General features: G+C 31.7%; 19 protein-coding genes, 2 tRNA genes and 1 rRNA gene. 10 read left to right on the forward strand and 12 right to left on the reverse strand.

Annotated features, from left to right (window positions below):
• Nucleotides 1-65: 65 nt before the first annotated feature.
• Together ACOQN8_RS09455 and ACOQN8_RS09460 are read right to left on the reverse strand one after the other, a co-directional pair.
• On the reverse strand, nucleotides 66-2,186 hold the full coding sequence (locus ACOQN8_RS09455) for a carboxy terminal-processing peptidase (RefSeq protein WP_420552490.1): 2,121 nt from the start codon (nucleotides 2,184-2,186) through the stop codon (nucleotides 66-68).
• Between the two features lie 70 nt (nucleotides 2,187-2,256).
• On the reverse strand, nucleotides 2,257-2,778 hold the full coding sequence (locus ACOQN8_RS09460) for a hypothetical protein (RefSeq protein ID WP_420552491.1): 522 nt from the start codon (nucleotides 2,776-2,778) through the stop codon (nucleotides 2,257-2,259).
• A gap of 115 nt (nucleotides 2,779-2,893) precedes the next feature.
• Between ACOQN8_RS09460 and surE the strand changes: the two genes are divergently transcribed.
• Genes surE through ACOQN8_RS09480 form a run of 4 tightly spaced genes read left to right on the forward strand, consistent with a single transcriptional unit; the run spans nucleotide 2,894 to nucleotide 5,624 of the window.
• Entirely contained in the window at nucleotides 2,894-3,664 is a 771-nt protein-coding gene (gene surE / locus ACOQN8_RS09465) for a 5'/3'-nucleotidase SurE (RefSeq protein ID WP_150900942.1), read from the forward strand.
• Complete coding sequence (locus ACOQN8_RS09470) at nucleotides 3,652-3,939, forward strand: hypothetical protein (protein WP_420552492.1); 288 nt, start codon at nucleotides 3,652-3,654, stop codon at nucleotides 3,937-3,939. The genes surE and ACOQN8_RS09470 overlap by 13 nt, the downstream gene beginning before the upstream one ends.
• 10 nt (nucleotides 3,940-3,949) lie before the next feature.
• Nucleotides 3,950-5,065, forward strand: a complete 1,116-nt coding sequence (gene lpxB, locus ACOQN8_RS09475) for a lipid-A-disaccharide synthase (RefSeq protein WP_420552493.1) — start codon at nucleotides 3,950-3,952, stop codon at nucleotides 5,063-5,065.
• A gap of 34 nt (nucleotides 5,066-5,099) precedes the next feature.
• Nucleotides 5,100-5,624 carry a C40 family peptidase gene (locus ACOQN8_RS09480; protein ID WP_420552494.1) on the forward strand — a complete coding sequence of 175 codons (525 nt, stop codon included), beginning with the start codon at nucleotides 5,100-5,102 and terminating at the stop codon, nucleotides 5,622-5,624.
• 39 nt (nucleotides 5,625-5,663) lie between these two features.
• Here the strand turns inward: ACOQN8_RS09480 and ACOQN8_RS09485 are convergent, their stop codons facing one another.
• A complete protein-coding gene (locus tag ACOQN8_RS09485) occupies nucleotides 5,664-6,416 on the reverse strand; it encodes a hypothetical protein (RefSeq protein ID WP_420552495.1) in 753 nt (250 codons plus the stop codon).
• Between the two features lie 89 nt (nucleotides 6,417-6,505).
• Between ACOQN8_RS09485 and ACOQN8_RS09490 the strand changes: the two genes are divergently transcribed.
• Nucleotides 6,506-6,982 carry a C40 family peptidase gene (locus tag ACOQN8_RS09490; protein WP_420552496.1) on the forward strand — a complete coding sequence of 159 codons (477 nt, stop codon included), beginning with the start codon at nucleotides 6,506-6,508 and terminating at the stop codon, nucleotides 6,980-6,982.
• Nucleotides 6,983-6,990: 8 nt separating this feature from the next.
• Here ACOQN8_RS09490 and ACOQN8_RS09495 read toward each other — a convergent pair whose 3' ends face one another.
• The 4 genes from ACOQN8_RS09495 to secDF form a co-directional block, all read right to left on the reverse strand.
• Nucleotides 6,991-7,791, reverse strand: a complete 801-nt coding sequence (locus ACOQN8_RS09495) for an alpha/beta hydrolase (protein ID WP_420552497.1) — start codon at nucleotides 7,789-7,791, stop codon at nucleotides 6,991-6,993.
• A 119-nt stretch (nucleotides 7,792-7,910) separates the two neighbouring features.
• Nucleotides 7,911-8,900, reverse strand: a complete 990-nt coding sequence (gene obgE, locus ACOQN8_RS09500; protein WP_420552498.1) for a GTPase ObgE — start codon at nucleotides 8,898-8,900, stop codon at nucleotides 7,911-7,913.
• Between the two features lie 47 nt (nucleotides 8,901-8,947).
• Complete coding sequence (locus ACOQN8_RS09505) at nucleotides 8,948-10,066, reverse strand: adenylate kinase (protein ID WP_235274917.1); 1,119 nt, start codon at nucleotides 10,064-10,066, stop codon at nucleotides 8,948-8,950.
• Nucleotides 10,067-10,153: 87 nt separating this feature from the next.
• A complete protein-coding gene (gene secDF / locus ACOQN8_RS09510; RefSeq protein ID WP_420552499.1) occupies nucleotides 10,154-13,132 on the reverse strand; it encodes a protein translocase subunit SecDF in 2,979 nt (992 codons plus the stop codon).
• A gap of 203 nt (nucleotides 13,133-13,335) precedes the next feature.
• Between secDF and ACOQN8_RS09515 the strand changes: the two genes are divergently transcribed.
• Nucleotides 13,336-15,012 carry a formate--tetrahydrofolate ligase gene (locus tag ACOQN8_RS09515; RefSeq protein ID WP_420552500.1) on the forward strand — a complete coding sequence of 559 codons (1,677 nt, stop codon included), beginning with the start codon at nucleotides 13,336-13,338 and terminating at the stop codon, nucleotides 15,010-15,012.
• 82 nt (nucleotides 15,013-15,094) lie between these two features.
• On the opposite strand, the gene ACOQN8_RS09520 is transcribed toward ACOQN8_RS09515, so the two are convergent.
• The 5 genes from ACOQN8_RS09520 to thrS all read right to left on the reverse strand — a co-directional run bounded on the left by ACOQN8_RS09520 (nucleotide 15,095) and on the right by thrS (nucleotide 18,997).
• Nucleotides 15,095-15,682: a coiled-coil domain-containing protein gene (locus tag ACOQN8_RS09520; RefSeq protein WP_150900932.1), complete on the reverse strand. Its 588-nt coding sequence runs from the start codon at nucleotides 15,680-15,682 to the stop codon at nucleotides 15,095-15,097.
• Between the two features lie 95 nt (nucleotides 15,683-15,777).
• A complete protein-coding gene (gene rplT, locus ACOQN8_RS09525) occupies nucleotides 15,778-16,122 on the reverse strand; it encodes a 50S ribosomal protein L20 (protein WP_150900931.1) in 345 nt (114 codons plus the stop codon).
• A 90-nt stretch (nucleotides 16,123-16,212) separates the two neighbouring features.
• Entirely contained in the window at nucleotides 16,213-16,410 is a 198-nt protein-coding gene (rpmI, locus tag ACOQN8_RS09530; protein ID WP_150900930.1) for a 50S ribosomal protein L35, read from the reverse strand.
• A 47-nt stretch (nucleotides 16,411-16,457) separates the two neighbouring features.
• A complete protein-coding gene (infC, locus tag ACOQN8_RS09535) occupies nucleotides 16,458-16,976 on the reverse strand; it encodes a translation initiation factor IF-3 (RefSeq protein ID WP_175578760.1) in 519 nt (172 codons plus the stop codon).
• Between the two features lie 68 nt (nucleotides 16,977-17,044).
• The gene (thrS, locus tag ACOQN8_RS09540; RefSeq protein WP_150900928.1) at nucleotides 17,045-18,997 is read right to left on the reverse strand and encodes a threonine--tRNA ligase; all 1,953 of its coding nucleotides are present in this window, start codon (nucleotides 18,995-18,997) and stop codon (nucleotides 17,045-17,047) included.
• Between the two features lie 604 nt (nucleotides 18,998-19,601).
• Here thrS and ACOQN8_RS09545 point away from each other — a divergent pair.
• The 4 genes from ACOQN8_RS09545 to ACOQN8_RS09560 all read left to right on the forward strand — a co-directional run bounded on the left by ACOQN8_RS09545 (nucleotide 19,602) and on the right by ACOQN8_RS09560 (nucleotide 22,995).
• Nucleotides 19,602-20,480, forward strand: a complete 879-nt coding sequence (locus ACOQN8_RS09545; RefSeq protein ID WP_420552501.1) for a sensor histidine kinase — start codon at nucleotides 19,602-19,604, stop codon at nucleotides 20,478-20,480.
• A 669-nt stretch (nucleotides 20,481-21,149) separates the two neighbouring features.
• Nucleotides 21,150-22,673: ribosomal RNA gene (locus tag ACOQN8_RS09550) — 16S ribosomal RNA — on the forward strand.
• 78 nt (nucleotides 22,674-22,751) lie between these two features.
• Nucleotides 22,752-22,825: transfer RNA gene (locus ACOQN8_RS09555), tRNA-Ile, on the forward strand.
• A 96-nt stretch (nucleotides 22,826-22,921) separates the two neighbouring features.
• Nucleotides 22,922-22,995 (forward strand) — tRNA-Ala (locus ACOQN8_RS09560).
• The last annotated feature ends 88 nt before the right edge of the window (nucleotides 22,996-23,083 follow it).

Raw genomic sequence — 23,083 nt, forward strand, 5'->3', positions numbered from 1 at the left:
TTGTTATTGAAACTTGTAATCCCCCGAACGAAGTAGCTATACTTCAATATAAATATACAATTTTTTTAATGTTTTACAATGGTATAGTTCTTATTCATTTTCAATTCACTTAATACATTAAGTGCCTCGTTTATATAAATATCCTTTTTTAAATTTTTATGCCAAGCAATACGTTTCTCTTTTAAAACAGTGTCTTTTTTAAATAAACTTAATTCGTATTTAGGAGAGTCAAATGTTAGGTTAGAATCAAATTTAAATACTTCTTTAAACTTTTCTCCTTCTTTAGATTTTTTGTCACTCTCTTCTTTAAATTTATTATAGTTTAAAGAATATATTCTTTCTTCTTGATTCTTCTTTAACCACTTAGCGTATTCGTTAATTTGATTAAATTTTTTGTTTTTCATTACACGTTGCTTACTGTTATAAACAACATCAGCAAAGTTTGTATAAGAATTAGTTGCATTATATTTAGCCTGTTGTACCTTATCCCAAGGTAAAGCTCCATCTAAATCACGCTCACCAAATTCCATATAACTAAACCTACTAGGTAGAGAAACATCCGAATAAACTCCTTCTATTTGGGTAGAACCACCGTTGATTCTATAAAATTTTTGAATAGTCATTTTTAAAGCCCCTAAATCACTAGGATATTTTTCGTAAAAACGATTAATTGGTAATACATTTTGTACAGTTCCTTTACCATAGGTCTGTTTTCCACCAATAATAACACCACGTTTATAATCTTGCATAGCTGCAGCAAAAATTTCAGATGCAGAAGCAGAAAATTCATTTACCATTACTACTAAAGGACCATCCCATTGAATTTTCGAATCTGTATCATTTTTAACTACGGGTTGTTCATTTCTATACTTTACTTGTACAATTGGACCTTGTTTAATAAATAATCCGCCAATTTCAATGGCTGTCTTTAAAGAACCACCTCCATTATCACGTAAATCAATTACTAAACCTTTTACGTTTTCTTTCTTTAAGCGTTCAATTTCTTTTTCCATGTCTTTAGCAGCATCTCTACGACTTAAGTCATTAAAATCTATATAAAATCTAGGCAAGTTAATAACCCCATATTTTTTTCCATCTTTTTCAACAATACTAGACTTTACAAACGTTTCTTCTAGCTCAACTACATCTCTAATAATTGGAATTACTTTTATTGAACCATCAATTTTCTTTTTAACAGTTAAACGAACCTCAGTACCTTTTTTTCCTTTAATAAATTTAATTGCATCGTCCAATCTCATTCCTACGATGTCTAGTGGTTCTTTATTTCCTTGTGCTACTTTTAAAATAATATCATCAGGTTCTAAACCACCTTGTTTCCATGCTGGCCCACCAGAAATCAATTCAACAATATGAGTATAAATACCTTTTTTCTGTAAACGAGCACCAATTCCTTCTAATTTACCTGACATTTCTTGATCGAAACGCGATTTTCTTCTAGGAGACATATAAGTTGTATGAGGATCAAATCCACTTACTACACTATTTAAAAAAGTAGAATACCAATCAGAATTTTCAAGTTCATCAATACGTTGATATAAATCGTTCATATTTTTTAAAACTTCTTTTCTAGCTTCCTTTTCTAATTCAGCAAAGGTTTTCTTTTTAAAGTTTTTGTCTTTTTTAGCTTTTTCCTTTTGCTGATCTTCTGCATCTTCAATTCTACTTAAAATTGAAAGTTTTAATTGTTTTCTCCAATAGTTAATTAATTCACTATCATTTTTAGCAAAAGGAATTTTATCATAATCTACGTCAATTACTTCATCTTTCTTATAGTTAAAAGGTTCAAGTAATAAAGAACGATATGTTTTCTTAGCAGTACCTAATTTTTCTAAAAAACGGTTATAAACCAATTTGTAAAAATCAATTCTAGTATCTCTTAATTGATTATCAATTTGATATTTGTATTTAGAAAATTCTTTTAAGTCTTCCTGTGTAAAATATCTCTTACTTGGGTCTAAACCATCAATAAAAGTATTGTATACATGCTCAGAAAAATCGTCATTTAAATCCTTTTGAACATAGTGATATCTTGACAATATATTTTTTAAAACATAAACAATTACTCTATCTTTATCCGGATCGTTATTAGAAACCGAATTTGAAAAAGTAGAACTTGAAAATAGTAATGTAAATGCTAAAAATGGAATGATAAATTTCGTCTTCATGTATCTTCTGTCTTTTTATTTTTTTATTGTGTCGTTGTGTTGCTAAGCTACTAAAATAATGCCAACTTTTTTAGTTTTCTTGCTTTTTGTAAATTCCTTTAAAAACTTCCTTTATTTTTTTATGGTTTTTGTCAATATAATCCCAAATTTGAGTTACTGTTCCATCAGAGTTTTTAGTCCAAGTAATTTGATTATAAAAATCACCGTTTTGACTTTTTATAAGCTTACTTTTTAAAACCATCTTATTGGCATCATATTGTCCTTTTAATTCTAAAGAGAACCCTGTATTGTCTACCCATAATTGATTCCAAGAATTATCAGATTTGTTATAATAGTTATAACTAGTTCCTTTACTTTTAGATGTTTTAGAAACCCAATTCTCTTGAATGGCACAAGCATTAGAAAGTTTAATAATGTTATTGGTACCTATAAGGTTTTTCTTCGTGTCATAAACATTCCAGTTTCCAACCCAGAAATCAAATTGAGAATATTCAGGAGAACTACATGGTTTTGTTCCTTTGTTTTGTGCATTTACTACCGAAAATATTGTACTTAAAGTGAAAAGAGTTACATAGATAATAAAGCGTACCATAACGTTTGTGTTTGATTACTACAATTTTACACATAAAATAAAGCTTTTTGTCTTTACAAAATGTTAAAAAAAGAGTCCTTTTTTTGTGTTACATTTGTTGTAAAACTATTCTACTATGCAAGAAAGACCCTTAATATTAGTTACAAATGATGATGGAATTACCGCTCCTGGTATTCGAATGTTAATTGAAATAATGAATAAAATAGGAGACGTTGTTGTTGTTGCTCCAGATAGTCCTCAGAGTGGTATGGGGCATGCAATTACGGTAAACAACGTTTTGCATTGTAATCCGATTACCATTGACGAAGGCCCACAAATAGAATACAGCTGCTCAGGAACACCTGCTGACTGTGTGAAAATGGCTAAAAATAAAATATTAAATCGTGTGCCAGATTTATGTGTTTCTGGAATTAATCATGGTTCTAATTCATCAATAAATGTTATTTATTCGGGAACAATGAGTGCTGCTGTTGAAGCTGGGATAGAAGGAATTCCAGCAATTGGTTTTTCATTACTTGATTTTGATTGGCATGCTGATTTTAGAGCAGCTAAAAAGTTTATTGAAAAAATAACGTTGAATGTTTTGTTAAATGGATTACCAGAAGGTGTTGTATTGAATGTAAACATCCCAAAGTTAAAAGAAAAAGATATTAAAGGAATCCGTGTTTGTAGGCAAGCGAATGGATATTGGAAAGAAGATTTTGACAAACGCAAAAGTCCATTTGGAAAAGAATACTATTGGTTATCTGGAGAGTTTGTTAATAGAGATAAAGGGCAGGATACTGATATTTGGGCCTTAGAAAATGGATATATTTCTGTAGTTCCTGTACAATTTGATATGACAGCACATCATGCAATCCAAAAACTGAATTCATGGGACATATAAGAAAAGAAATAGCAATAGGAATTTCAGTTTCTTTAATAGCTACTGCTTTTGGACTGTTTATTTATCTAGAATATATATCATATGATAGTATAGGTACTACTTTTCAAAAAGTAAAAGAAGGGGGCGTATTAGGTTCTGTAATTGCACTGGCTGCCATTCCTAATTTATTAGTGTTTTGGATATTTTTAAAAAAGAATCAAGATTATAGAGCTAGAGGGGTATTATTAGCTACTATTTTAACAGCATTAATTACATTTATTATAAAATTTTTCTAAATAATATTTAATGAAATATTACATCCTTGCAGGAGAAGCTTCAGGAGATTTACATGGAGCTAATTTGATGAAAGCTTTGTTAAAGGAAGACCCAAAAGCAGAAATTCGTTTTTGGGGAGGAGATTTAATGCAAGAGGTTGGAGGTACACTTGTAAAGCATTATAAAGAACGTGCTTTTATGGGGTTTATAGAGGTACTGATGAATCTACGTAAGATTCTAGGAATGATTTCTTTTTGTAAGAAAGACATTGCTAAGTTCAACCCTGATGTATTAGTACTTATAGATAATTCAGGGTTTAATTTGCGTATTGCTAAGTGGGCAAAACAAGAAGGAATTAGAACAAATTATTATATCTCGCCACAAGTTTGGGCAAGTAGAGCAGGTAGGGTAAAAGACATTAAAAGAGATGTTGATGAAATGTTTGTTATACTACCATTTGAAAAGGAGTTTTATAAGAAATATGACTATGATGTAAACTTTGTTGGACACCCTTTAATTGATGGGATAGCAGGGAGAAAGCAGATAGATGAAGAAAGTTTTAGAAAGGAATATAATTTAGGAGATAAAGAAATAATAGCCTTATTGCCAGGAAGTAGAAAGCAAGAAATTACTAAGATGCTACCAGTAATGTTATCGTTAGTTAATGAATTTTCGGAGTATCAATTTGTAGTAGGTGGAGCACCTAGTCAAACAAAAGAATTTTATCAAACATTTATTGGGAATAAAAATGTGAAGTTAATTAGCAATAAGACTTACGATTTATTAAGTGTTTCTCATGCTGCCTTAGTAGGTTCTGGAACTGCAACCTTAGAAACAGCTTTGTTTAAAGTGCCACAAGTAGTTTGTTATAAGGGAAGCAATATTTCTTATCATATAGCAAAACGAATTATAACATTAGAGTATATTTCGTTAGTTAATTTAATAATGGATAAAGAAGTTGTTAAAGAGTTAATTCAAAACGATTTTACCAAAGAAAATTTAAAAACAGAATTAGAATCTATTTTAAACCAAAAGAAAAGAGAAGAATTGTTTTTGTCTTATTTTGATTTAGAACAAAAGTTAGGAGGGAAAGGAGCTTCTGAAAAAACAGCCAAACTGATTGTTGAGGGAGCGAATAAAAAATAAACTTAGATATAAATTTAAAAATGCTATTGAATATATGATAAAAAAAATACTTTTCATTTTTTCACTTTCCTTATTAATGATTTCTTGTGGTTCATCCAAAAATGTTCCTTCAAGTAAAAGATCAAAGCCAAAGTCTAAAATAGTAACAGCAACAAAAGAGAAATCATCGTCACCTACCATCGCAGATAAAATAGTTTGGACTGCAGTTTCTTTTAAGGGAACTCGATATAAATATGGAGGTACCACGAATAAAGGAATGGACTGTTCTGGTTTAATCCATGTGTCTTTCAAAAAGCGTAATATAGATTTACCACGAACTTCTCGTGAAATGTATACAAAAGGATATGAAATACCTTTACGAAAAGTAGAACGAGGTGATTTACTGTTTTTTAAAACAGCACGAAAAAAAGGAAAAGTAAATCATGTAGGTTTGGTGACATCAGTTAAAAATGGTGATATCCATTTTATACATTCAACAAGTTCAAGAGGAGTTATTGTAACCTCATTATTTAATAAATATTGGAAAAAAGCATTTATAAAAGCAAAACGTGTGTTATAACTGGAAAGACCTGCAATTTTTTGCAGGTCTTTTTAGTTTTTATAAAACTCCAACTATTTTTCCATTAGTTAAGTTTATGATTTCGTTTATAACCAATCCGTCATCTAAATTCTTAGTGTAGTCTAAAAGTTTGCATTCAAAAGAAGCTTTAACTTCATGTTTGTTAAATGTTAAGTCATCATCTTGTAACTTGTTTGAAGAGATAAATTTGAAGAAAGAATTTTTCATTAAATTATTATACTCATAAGGACTATTAGTATCAGTACTGTATAATGTTTCAAACAATAAACTAGTATATGTTTTGTTATTTTTAATATCCTTAATTTTAATAGTAAATCCTTTATGGCTATTAGTGTTTAAATCCTTTTTATAACTTTCTTTATAATCTACATATTTTACTCCAAAATTATCATTGTTATACATTGTAGTTTCGAAATCCTCCCAAGGTAGTTTAAACATACTTTCTTCTATATTGAAAGAATATTCTTTATCAGAAAAATATTCATCAAAGAATAATTGAATATGGTAGTCATCATTTGAATATGTTTCTGAAATCCCTGCTAAAATTGTTCCTTTTGGATTCTGAAGTGTAGTATTTCTAATACCTGAACCAATATTTTGAATTATAGGAAAGTTAATAGATATAGGTTTTCCATTCAATTCAAATTCAATTAAAAGATTTTTGGGTTTAGTTTCTTCTTTAACTAATTCTTCGTTGTTGTTTGAGCAAGAAAATTGTAACATTGATAAGAAAAGAAGTAGTAATAGATTTTTAGTAGTTGTTTTTAACATAGTTTTAATTTTTTGAGTTATTTTACTCTATGTTTCAATTAACATGCCAAAATATTTTATTTTAATAATTGGTTTAAATAGAGTAGTATATGAGAAAACAATTACTGTTATTATTGATAATTATAGGTTTTATAGTCTTTCGTTTTATTAAGCAAGGAGAAGAAACTTATACAGAAGAAAAGTCAAAGGTAGAAGAATTGATTACTATTGCTAATTCATATAAAGGAGTTGCTTATAGAGCTGGAGGGACTACTAAAAGTGGGATGGATTGTTCAGGGCTGGTGATAACAGTTTTTAAAGTTTTTGATAAGAAATTACCCCGTTCATCTGCCTCGATGAGTAAAAAAGGTGCAGAGGTTTCTCTTTCTGAAGTTAAAAAGGGAGATTTATTATTTTTTGATATTTCTCGATTAAAAGGGGGAATTAATCATGTTGGCTTAGTTATATCTGTTAATAATGATGATGTTCAATTTATTCACTCGACAACTTCAAAAGGAGTAATTGTTTCATCAATGAAAGAAAATTATTGGAAAAAAGAGTTTGTAAAGGCGAAACGAGTTTTTTAAGGTGTAATTTATTTTATTAATATTTTTTTTAATTCATTTCTATAATTTTTGTTTTCTGTAATTCCATTATGACCTTGATTTTCTAAAATTATTAAATGGATTTGTTCGCCAAATTCTTTTTTGAGTTTTAAAGATGCATTTAAATTAATAACATTATCAATATCTCCATGAAATATTGTTATGGGCATTTTACACTTCTTTAAATATTGATTTGTCTCTAGTTTATATTTTAAAATAAATGAAGGAATGAAAGAAAATTTTTGTTGAACAAGATGTGCTAAACTGTAGTAAGGAGCTTGTAAAATTAAATGTTTAGAGTTGTTTTCTGAAGCTAATTTTGATGCTAAGCCAGTCCCTATTGAATAACCTAAAATTATAATGTTATCTTCGTTGTATCCTTCTTTTAGTTTGTTATAAACAATTGCATTATCTTCAAATAATTGCTCTTGATTATATATTTTTCCTTGACTTTTTCCATAGCCTCTATAATCTAAAATAAATACATCATAATTTAGTTTAGTATAAGTCATGGCAACATTTCCCCAAGAATTTAAGGAACCTGAATTACCATGTAAATAAAAGATTAACCCTTTTGAGTTAATGGATTTGAATAATAAACCATTTAATAATTTACCATCTTTAGATTTGAAACTTAATTCATTAAATTCCTGATTAAAATTAAATTGATGACCTTGTGGTAGTTCTTGAGGAAAAAATATTAGGCTTTCTTGAAAGAAATATAATAAAATGCATAATAAAGCATATATTACAATGATTGTTTTAATAAAAGAAATAAGCCTATTTTTCATTTAAATGTTTTGTTGTTAAAATAATTTCTAGTAACCAAAGTAGATACTATAAATTTAAAAATGAAGAATTAAAAAAGCAACCTCTAAAGAGATTGCTTTCTATTTATTAAAGAACTATGTTAGTTTAACATAGACCATAATTTATCTTTTAATTCCATTAAGCCTAGTTGAGCTACTGAAGAGATAAATAAGGTTTCAATACCTTCAGGTAACTCCTTTTTAATTTCTTCTTTCAATTCATCGTCTAACATATCCGACTTAGAAATTGCCAATAAACGATCTTTATCTAATAACTCAGGATTATGTTTTCTTAATTCATTCAATAAGATATCGTATTCTTTTTGAATATCATCACTATCAGCAGGAATTAAAAAGAGTAGGGTAGAATTACGTTCTATATGACGTAAAAAATAATGCCCTAAACCTTTTCCTTCTGAAGCTCCTTCAATAATACCAGGAATATCAGCCATTACAAAACTTTGGTGATTACGGTATTCTACAATTCCTAAATTAGGTTTTAAAGTAGTAAAAGCATAATCGGCAATTTTAGGTTTAGCGGCAGTTATAACAGATAATAAAGTAGATTTTCCAGCATTAGGAAAACCAACTAAACCAACATCAGCTAAGATTTTAAGTTCTATACGAAACCATCCATCTTTACCATCAATACCTGGTTGAGCATAACGAGGTGTTTGGTTAGTAGAAGATTTGAAATGCCAGTTTCCTTTACCACCTTTACCACCTTCTAATAATATTACATCACGACCATCTTCTGTGATTTCATATAAGATTTTATCAGTGTCAGCATCTCTAATAATAGTTCCTAATGGTACTGGGATAATAACATCATCAGCATCATGCCCCGTACTTCTACTACTACTACCATCACCACCAGATTCAGCTCTAAAGTGACGTTTAAATTTTAAATGGAAAAGTGTCCACATATTTTTATCGCCACGTAATATTACGTGACCACCACGACCTCCATCTCCACCATCTGGTCCACCTTTTGTAATGAATTTTTCACGATGCAAGTGAGCCGATCCTCTACCTCCTTTACCAGAAGATGCGTAGATTTTTATGTAGTCAACAAAATTTCCTTCAGTCATTCTTTCTAAGTTGTTTTCTGTTTAATAAACAGAAGTAAAATTAATTTTTATAAAGTGTCAAGCACTTCTGATAAACGTTCTGTAATTTCTTCAATAGAACCTACACCGTTTACTCCATAATAGTTGTTTTGATTTTGGTAAAAATCTTTTAAAACAGCTGTTTTAGTATTGTATTCGTTAAAGCGATTACGAATTTTACCTTCATCCATATCATCAGTACGACCACTAGTCTTACCTCTTTCTAATAAACGCTCAACTAATAAGTCTTCAGAAACTTCTAAAGCAACCATACCGTTTATACGCTCATTTTTTTCAGCTAAAAACTCATCTAAAGCTTTTGCTTGAGATTCAGTTCTTGGGAATCCATCAAAAATAAAACCAGCGGCATCAGCATTTTTTTCAACTTCAGCTTTTAACATGCTAATAGTAACTTCATCAGGAACTAAGTTACCATCGTCCATGTATGTTTTTGCTAATAATCCTAATTCAGTTTCATTTTTAATATTAAATCGGAATACATCACCAGTCGAAATATGTACTAAGTTGTACTTTTCTTTTAATACTTCAGCTTGTGTACCTTTTCCTGCACCAGGAGGTCCGAATAATACGATGTTTTTCATTTTGGGTTGTGTTGTTAATTGATAAATAGCAGGCAAATTTCTTCCATAACCTTTGTAATCTAATCCGTATCCTACAATAAATTTGTCTTCAATATTTTTTCCAACATAATTTATAGGAAGTTCTTTTCTATACACATCAGGTTTAAAGAATAATGATACTATTTTAAGTTCTTTTAGATTTTTTGTTTTGAATATTTCGTAGATTTCTTGTAAAGTAGTACCTGTATCAATGATATCTTCTAATATGATAACGGTACGACCTGTTAAATCTTCGTTTATACCAATAAGTTTCTTTACATTTTCTGTTGAAGTAGTTCCTTCATAAGAAGCTAATTTAACAAAAGTCATTTCGCAATCTCCTTTGTAAGCTCGTAAAAAATCAGCAGTAAAAACAAAGCATCCATTTAAGATTCCTACAAAAAAAGGAACTTCATTTTTAGGTAAATCTTTTCTTACTTGTTCTGCCAGAGACTGTACAATGTTTGAGAGTTCATTACTTGAAATGTACTCTTTAAAATATAAATCGTGAAGTTTTGTAATTTTCATCAGATTGCAAAGATAGTTGCTTGATATTAAATGAAAAAACCGTTTTGAAAAATATTCAAAACGGTTTTTTGAGTGTTTTTTTATATATTATTTATTGTCTTCTTTTTTAGAAGTATCAAACATTACAGGTGTTGCCACGAATAATGAAGAGTAAGTACCTACAACTACACCTACGATAAGTGCAAACATAAATCCTTTGATACTATCTCCACCGAAGAAGAAAATAGCTAACATTACTAATAAAGTAGTTAAAGAAGTATTAATTGTTCTTCCTAAAGTACTACTTAAAGCTTTATCTACAATATTAGCAGTTAATGAGTTGCTGTTTGCAGCATATTCTCTAATTCTATCGAAAATTACCACGGTATCATTCAGAGAGTATCCAACTACAGTTAAAATAGCAGCAATAAACGATTGTCCTATTTCCATATCGAAAGGCATTACTTTGTAGAATATAGAGAAAACTCCTAATACTACTAATACATCATGGAATACAGCTACTACGGCACCAATAGAGAAAGACATTTTTCTAAAACGTAATAAGATATATAAGAATACTACAATTAAAGATCCTAATACAGCCCATATTGCAGCTTGTTTAATATCATCTGCAATTGTTGGCTCTACTTTCATATAGCTCATTATTCCGCTACCAGCTTTTTCAAAACCAGGTTTAAAATCTTCGTAAGAAGTTGTACCTAAATAAGGTTTTAAACCGTTGTATAAAGCAGTTTGTACTTCATTATCAACGTTTTTACCTTCTTCATCAATTTTGAAAACAGTAGTTATTTTTAATTGGTTTTCAGAACCATAAGTTTTTACTTCTGGAGAAGTACCAAAAGCACCTTTTAAGGCAGAAGCTACTTCATTAGCTTTCATTCCTTGGTCAAAACGAACAACATAAGAACGTCCTCCTTTAAAATCAACACCTTGCTTTAATCCTAAAGTAAAGATTGAAATTAATCCAGCAATGATAAAGAATCCAGAAATAATGTAAGCTAACTTACGTTTTCTCAAGAATTCAATACTAATATTTTTAAACCAGTTTTTAGAAATTCCAGTGTTAAATGTTAAGTTAGTTCCTTTGTTTACGGCTCCGTCAATAAATAAACGAGTAATGAAAATTGCTGTAAATAAAGAAGTAGCAATACCTAACATTAATGTATAAGCAAAACCTTTAATTGGTCCTGTTCCAAATACAAATAAGATAACACCTGTTAAGAAAGTAGTAATATTTGCATCAATAATTGCAGATAAAGCTCCTTTGAAACTAAATCCTTCGTTAACGGCTTCACCTAAACTCTTTCCTCCTGATAATGCTTCTTTAATTCTTTCGAAAATAATAACGTTTGCATCTACCGACATACCTATAGTTAAGATAATACCAGCGATACCAGGTAAAGTTAATACTGCGCTAAAAGATACTAACCATCCAAAGATGAATAAGATATTTACTAATAAGGCAATATTAGCATATAAACCAGCTTTTCCATAGTATAAAATCATCCAAGCTAATACTAATAAGATAGCCAATCCAAATGACCACATACTTGCATTAATAGATTCTTGTCCTAAAGAAGGCCCAACTACTTCTGATTGGATCATTCTTGCTGGAGCAGGTAATTTACCAGCTTTTAATACAGTTGCAATATCTTGAGCTTCACTTACAGTCATAGAACCACCAGAAATTTGAGTACTTCCACCAGTTATAGGTCCATTTACAATAGGTGCTGTATATACATAGTCATCTAATACAACAGCAACAAATTTACCAGTATTTTCACTGGTCATTTTTGCCCATTTCTTAGTTCCAACTCCGTTCATCATCATTGAAACTACTGGTTTGCTTAGTTGATCATAGTCTTGCTTAGCATCAGCAATTACATCACCATCAATAGGTGCTTTGTTGTTTCTGTTAGATTTTATTGCATATAAACCAATAAGATTTACACTTCCATCAGCACTTGGTTGTGCTTTGTAATCCCATAAAAACTTAACATATTTTAAGTTGCTTGGTAATAAAGCTCTTACTTCTTTATTAGCTAATAAACTGTTTACTTTAGCAGTATCCTGTACTCTAGATTGAGCAACTAAAGAGCTCATTTGTTGTTGGTTTTGAGCTACATTAGGAAATAAGTAAGTAAATAAGTTCTTTTGGTTTTCAACTTTAGTTGAATCAGTAGACTCTCCTAATAAATCATCAATACTATCAGTTTTAGTAGAATCTTTTGCTTGTTCAGTTGTAGAATCATCTTTTAATAATTCAGCAACCTTAGCATTAGCAGCAAAGAAATAATTTTGAACTTCAGCATTTGTGTATACTTCCCAAAATTGTAATTCTGCAGTACTTTGTAATAATTTTTCTACACGATCAATATCTTTTGCTCCTGGTAATTCAACTTGAATACGACCAGAAGTACCAATTCTTTGAATACTTGGTTGAACAACACCAAATTTATCAATACGACTACGTAATACTTCAAAAGCAGTGTTAATAGACGAATTGATTTCTTCTTGTAAAGTCGATTTTACTTGTTCATTTGTTTTGTTGAAATCAATTTTGTCACGTAAGGCTTTAGTTCCAAAAATGCTTGGATCGCTTAACTTAACGTTTCCATTGCTTAATTTTTCGAACTCGCTATAGAATAAATCTAAATAATTATCCTGACTGTCTTTTTGTGCTTCATCAGCTTTTGCTAACGCTTCATTGAAAACAGTGTTTTTTGAGTTGTTAGACAACCCAATTAAAATATCCTTTACTGATACTTGTAAAATTGCATTGATACCACCTTTTAAATCTAAACCAAGGTTCATTTCTCTCTCCCTGATTTCATCAAAAGTGTACTTTGCAACTCCTAAATTTAATACCTCTTTATTTGCTACACTATCTAGATATTTCCTTTCGGCTCTAGCTAACGCTCTTCCGTTGTTACCTTCTACATTTTCTTTTGCGTATACTTTTGCGCTATCTTCAACTTTGTTAGCGAAAAATGTAAACGACAACTGGTACAAACTCACTAACCCGAACAGGATAGCAAATAATTTAATAAGACCTTTGTTTTGCATTTTTATTAATTTAAATCGACTTTTTTTAAAACGTGCAAATATAGTATTTCAAAAAAGATTTGCCAATTCTTTTACTATATTTATCTGTTTCGCACAGAATTAGTTAAATTATGCTAATAAATGTCAGTTTTTATAGGGATTATATTATGTATATTTACCTGCTTTTTAAAGTAGAATAAACAACTAAAAATATATAATTCGCTATGGCGCATTTAACCGATATTGAGATAGCTCAAGCAAAAGAATTACAGCACATTAAAACTGTAGCTAATAAACTTAATTTAAATGAAGATAATTTAGAAATGTATGGTAAATACAAAGCTAAATTACCATTAAGCTTAATTGATGAAAATAAAGTAAAAGAAAACAATTTAGTTTTAGTAACAGCTTTAACACCAACACCAGCAGGAGAAGGTAAAACAACTGTTTCTATTGGTTTAACAGAAGGATTAAACAAAGTAGGAAAGCAAGCAACTGTTGTTTTACGTGAGCCATCTTTAGGACCCGTTTTCGGTATTAAAGGAGGAGCAGCTGGAGGAGGGTATTCTCAAGTAGTACCTATGGAAGATATTAATTTACATTTTACAGGTGACTTTAATGCAATAGAAAAAGCGAATAACTTACTATCAGCATTAATTGATAATAATTTACAGAGTAAAACCAATAATTTAAATATAGATCCACGTACTATTTTATGGAAGCGTGTAATTGATATGAACGATAGATCGTTACGTCATATTACTATTGGATTGGGAGGAACAGCTAATGGAATCCCACGTGAAGATGGATTTAATATTACGCCTGCATCAGAAGTAATGGCAATACTTTGTATGGCAACCGATTTTGATGATTTGAAAAAACGATTAGGTAATATATTTATTGGGTTTACTTTTGATAAAAAACCAGTTTTTGCAAGTGATTTGAAAGCTCAAGATGCAATGGCAATTTTATTAAAAGATGCTATCAAGCCTAATTTAGTTCAAACTTTAGAAGAAAATCCAGCAATTATTCATGGAGGTCCATTTGCTAACATAGCCCAAGGAACTAATACAATTATTGCCACTAAAATGGGATTGTCATTATCTAATTACGTAGTTACAGAAGCTGGTTTTGGAGCCGACTTAGGAGCAGAAAAGTTTTTAAATATTAAATCACAGCATGCAGGATTGAATCCTAAGTGTGTAGTATTAGTAGCTACTGTTAGAGCATTGCGTCATCATGGAGGTGCTCAAAAAGAAGAATACAATACACCGAGTATAGAAAGAGTTCAAGAAGGGTTTAAAAATTTAGAGAAGCATATTGAAAATATTCGCAAATACAATATTGAGCCTGTAGTAGCAATTAATTCATTTATTTCAGATACAGAAGAAGAGGTGAATTTTGTTATCGAAGCATGTGGTAAGTTGGGAGTAAAAGCTGTAGTGTCTGAAGGATGGGCAAAAGGAGGAGAAGGAACTAAGAATTTAGCTGAGGCAGTAGTTGATGTTGTTGAAAATAAAGTAACTCAATTTAAGCCATTGTATAATTGGACAAGCCCAGTTAAGGAAAAAATTGAAACGATAGCTAAAGAGATTTATGGAGCTGAAAAAGTTGAGTATAGTAAAAAAGCACAATTAAACTTAAGAAGAATTGATCGTTTAGGATTTAATGATTTTGCAGTGTGTATGGCTAAAACACAAAAATCTTTTTCAGATAATGATAAACTAATAGGAAGGCCAGAAGGTTTTACTGTAACTGTTCGTGAAATAGAAATAGCAGCTGGAGCTCAATTTATTATTCCAATTTTAGGAAAAATGATGCGTATGCCAGGTTTACCAGCTGTACCAGCATCAGAAAATATGACTATTGATAATCAAGGTGTAATATCTGGCTTGTCTTAATGAAGTAAAAAGACTATTAAAAATAAAAATCCCGAGTTAAAAACTCGGGATTTTTATTTAGAAAACTTTTATAATCAAACTATTAACTTACACCACGTTGTTTGTTAATTTCATCTTGTAACTGGCGTCTTAGTTTTTGTTCCTTAGTTAAGGCGTTTTTCTTGTGTTGTTCAAATTCTTGCTCAACATCAATTAATAAATCTTTAGTTTGTTTAGTAACAGCATTACTGTTTTTAAAACGAAAAATGAAAAAAGCCAAACCAACAACAAGTGCAATTATAATACTCCATACTATAGTGTTGTAAGTGCCTTTTTTTAGAGGGATACCTATAAATGAAATAGCATCTTCTTTTTCTATAGAAGCAGATAAGTTGTTGTTTAAAGCATCAATCTTAGTTTGTAAAGAAGTAATGTTTTTTAATTGTTCATTTATTTTAATTTGTTTAGCAGCCGCGTCATTTTTTATCGCTTTTATGCTGTCTAAAATATTTTTTTGTAAACTCAAAAACTCATTCTTTTTTATAACCTTATAGATTTGGTAATTGTTTGAGTTTTTATAAAGTTTTTTAAATTGATTTTCAACCGTATTAGGTAGTTCGGTTTTACTCGAGTTTTGTGCTATAATACCTTGAGTAAAAATAAAAATGAATAATATTCTTAAAGTTTTCATAGGTAAAGATTTTATGTTAGAATAATTGAATGTTTTGATTTAAAAAAACCCAAACGTTTAAGTTTGGGTTTTTAGTATAAGCAAGGTTGTGAAACTTATTTTACTTTTTCTACAATGGCCTTAAAAGCTTCTGGGTTGTTCATAGCTAAATCAGCTAAAACCTTACGGTTTAATTCGATATTATTAGCTTTTACTTTCCCCATAAACTGAGAGTAAGACATTCCAAACTGACGAGCTCCAGCGTTAATACGTTGGATCCATAATGAACGGAAGTTTCTCTTATTGTTTTTACGGTCACGGTATGCATATTGCATTCCTTTTTCAACCGCATTCTTTGCTACTGTGTAAACGTTTTTACGTCTTCCAAAGTAACCTTTTGCTTGCTTCAAGATTTTCTTTCTTCTATTTCTTGAAGCTACTGAATTTACTGATCTTGGCATAATTCAAATGTTTTTTGTAGTAGGCGATCGAAATTCGATACTTTATTGAGCCTAACTCCATGGTTAATAATTAAATTCCCTGGCTAACAATTATTTTAAAACTAATTGTTGCTTAATACTAGCCTCATCAGACTTGTGAACTAAAGTCGAATGAGTTAATGCAAGCTTACGTTTTTTAGACTTCTTTGTTAAGATGTGACTTTTGAACGCGTGCTTTCTTTTGATTTTTCCAGAACCAGTTAACTTGAAACGTTTCTTGGCACTAGATTTTGTTTTAATTTTAGGCATCTTTGTTTTTTAGTTTATCTTGCTTATATATTGTAAGTATGATAGGTTTATTTTGTCTTTTTAGGAGCAATAAACATAATCATTCTTTTTCCTTCTAGTTTAGGCATTTGCTCTACCTTACCATATTCTTCTAATTCTTGAGCTAGCTTTAATAATAAAATTTGCCCTTGTTCTTTAAATACAATAGAACGTCCTTTGAAGAATACAAAAGCTTTTAATTTAGCTCCGTCTTGTAAAAACTTAATAGCATGCTTCTTTTTAAATTCATAATCATGCTCATCAGTTTGAGGACCGAAACGAATTTCCTTTACAGTAACTTTAGTAGCCTTAGCTTTTAAAGCTTTTTCACGTTTCTTTTGCTCGTACAAAAACTTTTTGTAATCAATAACTTTACAAACAGGAGGAACAGCTTTAGGAGAAATTTCTACTAAATCTAATTCTTGCTCTCGTGCTATCTCTTTTGCTTTAGCTAAAGGATATACACCTACCTCAATGTTTTCACCAACAAGGCGAACTTCATCAACATATTTAATTTTATCATTAATTCTATGCTGATCTTCTTTAATTACTCTAAGCGGTCTACGTCCGCCTCTTCTTCTAATTGCTATAACTTATAAATTTAAAAATTACTATTTTATTTTTCGTTTCCAAAAGGAACTAATGTCTTACCAACTTCTTTCTTTATTAGAGAAATAAATTCTTCTATCGTGAATGTACCTAAGTCTCCTTCTCCATGTTTCCTTACAGATACTGTGCCATCTTGCTCCTCCTTTTCACCTACAATAACCATGAAAGGTATTTTGCTAACTTCCGCATCACGAATCTTTCTTCCAGTCTTCTCACTACGATTGTCTACGAGGGCGCGAATTTCGGAATTTTCTAACAAAGTTAAAACTTTTTTGGTATATTTTTGATATTTCTCGCTGATTGGCAGTACAATAACTTGTTCTGGAGTTAACCAAAGAGGGAAATTACCACCAGTATGCTCCAGTAAAATTGCTATGAAACGCTCTAAAGAACCGAATGGTGCTCGGTGAATCATTACAGGACGGTGTAACTCATTGTCACTACCTTTGTAGTGTAGATCAAAACGTTCAGGTAAGTTGTAATCAACTTGAATTGTTCCTAGTTGCCAACTTCTACCTAAAGCATCCTTAACCATAAAGTCTAATTTAGGTCCGTAAAAAGCAGCTTCACCTTCTTCGATAACAAAATCTAAACCTTTGTCTTGAGCTGCATTGATAATAGCTTGCTCAGCTTTTTCCCAGTTTTCAACAGAACCAATATACTTATCTGGATTCTCAGGATCTCTTACTGAAACTTGTGCAGTAAAGTTTTCAAAACCTAAAGAACCAAAAACATATAGTACTAAATCGATAACATTTTTGAATTCTTCATCAAGTTGTTCTGGTGTACAAAAAATGTGTGCATCATCTTGAGTAAAACCTCTTACACGAGTTAATCCATGTAATTCACCACTTTGCTCATATCTATATACAGTACCGAATTCAGCAAAACGCTTAGGTAAATCTTTATATGAATGAGGTTTGAAATTGTATACTTCACAGTGATGAGGACAGTTCATAGGTTTTAATAAAAACTCTTCATCCATTTTAGGAGTTTTTATAGGTTGAAAACTATCTTCACCATATTTAGCATAATGACCAGAAGTAACATAAAGGTCTTTTTGTCCAATATGAGGAGTCATTACCATTTCGTAACCAGCTTTCTTTTGAGCATTTTTTAAGAAGCTTTCTAATCTTTCTCTTAATGCAGCTCCTTTAGGTAACCATAAAGGTAATCCTTGTCCAACTTTTTGAGAAAAAGTAAATAATTCTAGTTCTTTACCAAGTTTTCTGTGGTCACGCTTTTTAGCTTCTTCTAGTAATTCTAAATATTCGGTAAGCATTTTTTGCTTAGGGAAAGAAATACCATAAATACGAGTTAATTGGTTATTCTTTTCATCCCCACGCCAGTAAGCACCAGCAACGTTCATTACTTTAATAGCTTTAATTATTCCTGTGTTTGGAATGTGTCCACCTCTACATAAATCAGTAAAATCACTATGGTCACAGAAAGTAATATCTCCGTCAGTTAAATTTTCAATTAATTCAACTTTGTATTCGTTACCTTCTTCTTTATAGTAAGATAAAGCATCAGCTTTGGAAACAGAACGTAATTTAAATTCATGTTTACCTCTTGCTAATTCTAAAAATTTCTTTTCAATAGCAGAAAAATCTTTCTCAGAAATAGTTTCATCACCTAAATCTATATCATAATAAAAACCATTGTCAATAGCAGGACCTATAGTTAATTTAGCGTTTGGATGAAATTCCAAAATAGCTTGAGCTAATACGTGAGCAGAAGAATGCCAAAAAGCTTTTTTTCCTGCTTCATCATTAAATGTATATAGTATTAAAGAACCATCGGTGGTTAATGGAGTCGAGGTTTCAATGGTTGTACCATTAAAGTTTGCAGAAATTACGTTTCTAGCAAAACCTTCGCTTATACTCTTAGCAACATCCATAGCGGTGCTGTTCACTTCAAATTCTTTGACGTTTCCGTCTGGCAATGTAATTTTAATCATTATTTAAATATGTCTTTAGGTTAAATTTCCTTACAAGTGGAAATTTCAAGTGGCAAAGATATTGTAAAACCGTTTGCTGTACAATATATAGTTTGTTGTATTTCTAAGAAAAAGAAAAGATATAATAAGAAGGAGTGAAATATGAGAGAGTTTAGGATGAAATACTTATATTTATAAGTTAATAATGTAATATAGTATGTTTTTAGACTCTTTGAAAAAGATTGGTCGTTTAGAACCGTTTGAGATAAAGAACAATAGTTTAGTGCTATGTTTGATTTCTCCAGGAGTGTATATATATTCATTGTTAATCTTTCGATATAATGTGAATGCGGTAGAGATTCCTTATCTCAGAGAAGTGTTTGCAGTTTTATTTATGTTAGTGGCATTACTGCCGTTGACTAAACATAGAGTTGTAATTGATTACTACGGGATTTTTGTTTTTATAATTTTACTATTGTTTCAACATTATCTAACATACACAGTAGCGTTGAATAGTTTCTCGATAGATTATCTGTTAGGGGCATTTATAGTGATGTTTGGTGGGGTGTTAATGTTAAGTAGTAGGTTGTTGATAGTGTTGTTTAGTACTTCGCAACTTATACATATGAGTTATTGGGTGCTGAAGTCAAACTTAGGTATAATAGAAGAAGGTGCTATTATAATATCTACTACAACAATATTTGTTTATTCATTTATAATATTGAATGGTATTATAAGGTATAGGCAAGAGTTGGTAGAATTAAACGAAAGTTTAGAAGGTAAGATTAAAGAGAGGACAGAGGCTTTAGAAAGAAGAGCAAAGGAGTTAAGTGCAAGGAATAAAGATCTAGAAGAGTTTGCCTATGTAGTTTCACATGACTTAAAACAGCCGTTGGGAAATATATATACGTTAGCAGAGTGGAGTGAGGTTATATTGAAAGAAAATGAAAACGAAGAATTGAATTCAAGTATAACTGGAATTAAAGAGTTAGCAGAACAAATGGAAAAGCTTATAAAAGGTATATTGAATTATTCCTTGTATAAGAAAAAAGAAAAGGAATTAACAAGGGTTGATGTAGGGTTTATGTTAAGGAAGATTAAAAGTTCAAATGAAACGGATTCTTGTCAAATAATTATAAAAGATGAAATGCCAAAGATTTTCTTTAATGAAGAACAGCTGATTCAAGTTTTTCAAAATTTGATAGAAAATGGAATAGTACATAACAACAATAGTGATGTTAAAATAGAGGTTGACTGTAAAGAAGAAGGAGATGAGTATGTTTTTTCGGTTAAAGATAATGGACCAGGTATTGAAAAGAAGTTCTTTGATAAGATATTCGAGTTGTTTCAAAGGTTAGATATTGATTCTGGAGGTGGAGAAATAGGGGTTGGTTTGCCTTTGGTGAAGAAAATAGTAGAAAGATCAGGTGGTAAAATCTGGTTAACAAGTAAAGTAGGAGTAGGCAGTACTTTCTATTTTACAATAGGAAAGAGCTTCAGTTAGTAATATAAGAGCATCTAATTATAGATTATAAGTTTGATAAATCATACAGAACTTGATAAAAGCAATACCTAACCTAAAAAACTTTAGGGTGTAACTTATTGATAGATAGGTGATGTAAAAAATAATTCAAAAAAAGATTAAAAAAGATAGTTGTTATGTTAAAAAAGGGTTCTATATTTGCACCCGCTAACGGGAAAACGACAAGTTATAAAGATAGCAAAAGTTCATTAAAATAGGCGGTAGAGAGGTGTTAAAAGAGAGTAAAAAATAAGTTAAATTATTCTTGTTTATTACAAAATAAAGATGCTATCTTTGCAGTCCGTTTTAGAGACGACAGTTCATTAAAATTCTAGCAAAAACAAATTAAAAAAAACTTTCAAAAAAGTTTGTCAGTTTCAAAAAGGTTTGTAAATTTGCAACCGCTTAAATAAAGCGACACGATCACAGAAATTTTGGAATGATTTAGATAAAAAAAATCAACTAGTTCGAGTCTAGTATTTCTACAAGAGAGTTGATTAAGATTTTGGTTGAGAAGACTAAGTATTGCGATTAACAAAGTTCATTGAAAATATTGAAATTGACAGCGTAAAACAAAGAGTAGAATAACATGTCTAACTTCGTTAGATAAAATTCTTTTGAAACTTATTCATTCATAATATTAAAGATTATACAATGAAGAGTTTGATCCTGGCTCAGGATGAACGCTAGCGGCAGGCTTAACACATGCAAGTCGAGGGGTAACAGGAAAAAGCTTGCTTTTTTGCTGACGACCGGCGAACGGGTGCGTAACGCGTATAGAATCTGCCTTGTACAGGAGGATAGCCTTTAGAAATGAAGATTAATACTCCATAATATTGGGAAGCGGCATCGCTATCTAATTAAACATTTATGGGTACAAGATGACTATGCGTCCTATTAGCTAGATGGTAAGGTAACGGCTTACCATGGCAACGATAGGTAGGGGGTCTGAGAGGATTATCCCCCACACTGGTACTGAGACACGGACCAGACTCCTACGGGAGGCAGCAGTGAGGAATATTGGTCAATGGAGGCAACTCTGAACCAGCCATGCCGCGTGCAGGAAGACTGCCCTATGGGTTGTAAACTGCTTTTATACAGGAAGAAACAGTCGTACGTGTACGGCCTTGACGGTACTGTAAGAATAAGCACCGGCTAACTCCGTGCCAGCAGCCGCGGTAATACGGAGGGTGCAAGCGTTATCCGGAATCATTGGGTTTAAAGGGTCCGCAGGCGGTCAATTAAGTCAGAGGTGAAATCCCATAGCTTAACTATGGAACTGCCTTTGATACTGGTTGACTTGAGTTATACGGAAGTAGATAGAATAAGTAGTGTAGCGGTGAAATGCATAGATATTACTTAGAATACCGATTGCGAAGGCAGTCTACTACGTATATACTGACGCTCATGGACGAAAGCGTGGGGAGCGAACAGGATTAGATACCCTGGTAGTCCACGCCGTAAACGATGGACACTAGTTGTTGGGGTTTACTTCAGTGACTAAGCGAAAGTGATAAGTGTCCCACCTGGGGAGTACGATCGCAAGATTGAAACTCAAAGGAATTGACGGGGGCCCGCACAAGCGGTGGAGCATGTGGTTTAATTCGATGATACGCGAGGAACCTTACCAGGGCTTAAATGTAGAGTGACAGGTCTAGAGATAGATTTTTCTTCGGACACTTTACAAGGTGCTGCATGGTTGTCGTCAGCTCGTGCCGTGAGGTGTCAGGTTAAGTCCTATAACGAGCGCAACCCCTATCGTTAGTTGCTAACAGGTCAAGCTGAGGACTCTAGCGAGACTGCCGGTGCAAACCGCGAGGAAGGTGGGGATGACGTCAAATCATCACGGCCCTTACGTCCTGGGCTACACACGTGCTACAATGGTATGGACAATGAGCAGCCACTATGCGAATAGGAGCGAATCTATAAACCATATCACAGTTCGGATCGGAGTCTGCAACTCGACTCCGTGAAGCTGGAATCGCTAGTAATCGGATATCAGCCATGATCCGGTGAATACGTTCCCGGGCCTTGTACACACCGCCCGTCAAGCCATGGAAGCTGGGGGTGCCTGAAGTTCGTTACCGAGAGGAGCGGCCTAGGGTAAAACTGGTAACTAGGGCTAAGTCGTAACAAGGTAGCCGTACCGGAAGGTGCGGCTGGAACACCTCCTTTCTAGAGAAAGATGGTGAGTTACAAATGAATTATTTTACTCTTTGCTGTTAATTTTAAAATATTAGACTAAGATCTTATAGTCTCGTAGCTCAGCTGGTTAGAGCGCTACACTGATAATGTAGAGGTCGGCAGTTCGAGTCTGCCCGAGACTACAATAAGACCCTTAGTGAAGGAAATTTTAGAAGTTGAGAAGTATGGGTTGTTACAACTAATAACTCACGACTAAGAACTCATGCCTAAAAGACTATGGGGGATTAGCTCAGCTGGCTAGAGCGCTTGCCTTGCACGCAAGAGGTCACCGGTTCGACTCCGGTATTCTCCACAATCAGGTTTTTATAATCTGAAAACGTTCATTGACATATTGGTAGAATGATATCGTAAAGAATCAAGATAGAGAAGTTAAATTTAAA

The organism is Tenacibaculum aiptasiae (assembly GCF_965221665.1).
Classification (GTDB): Bacteria; Bacteroidota; Bacteroidia; order Flavobacteriales; family Flavobacteriaceae; genus Polaribacter; species Polaribacter aiptasiae.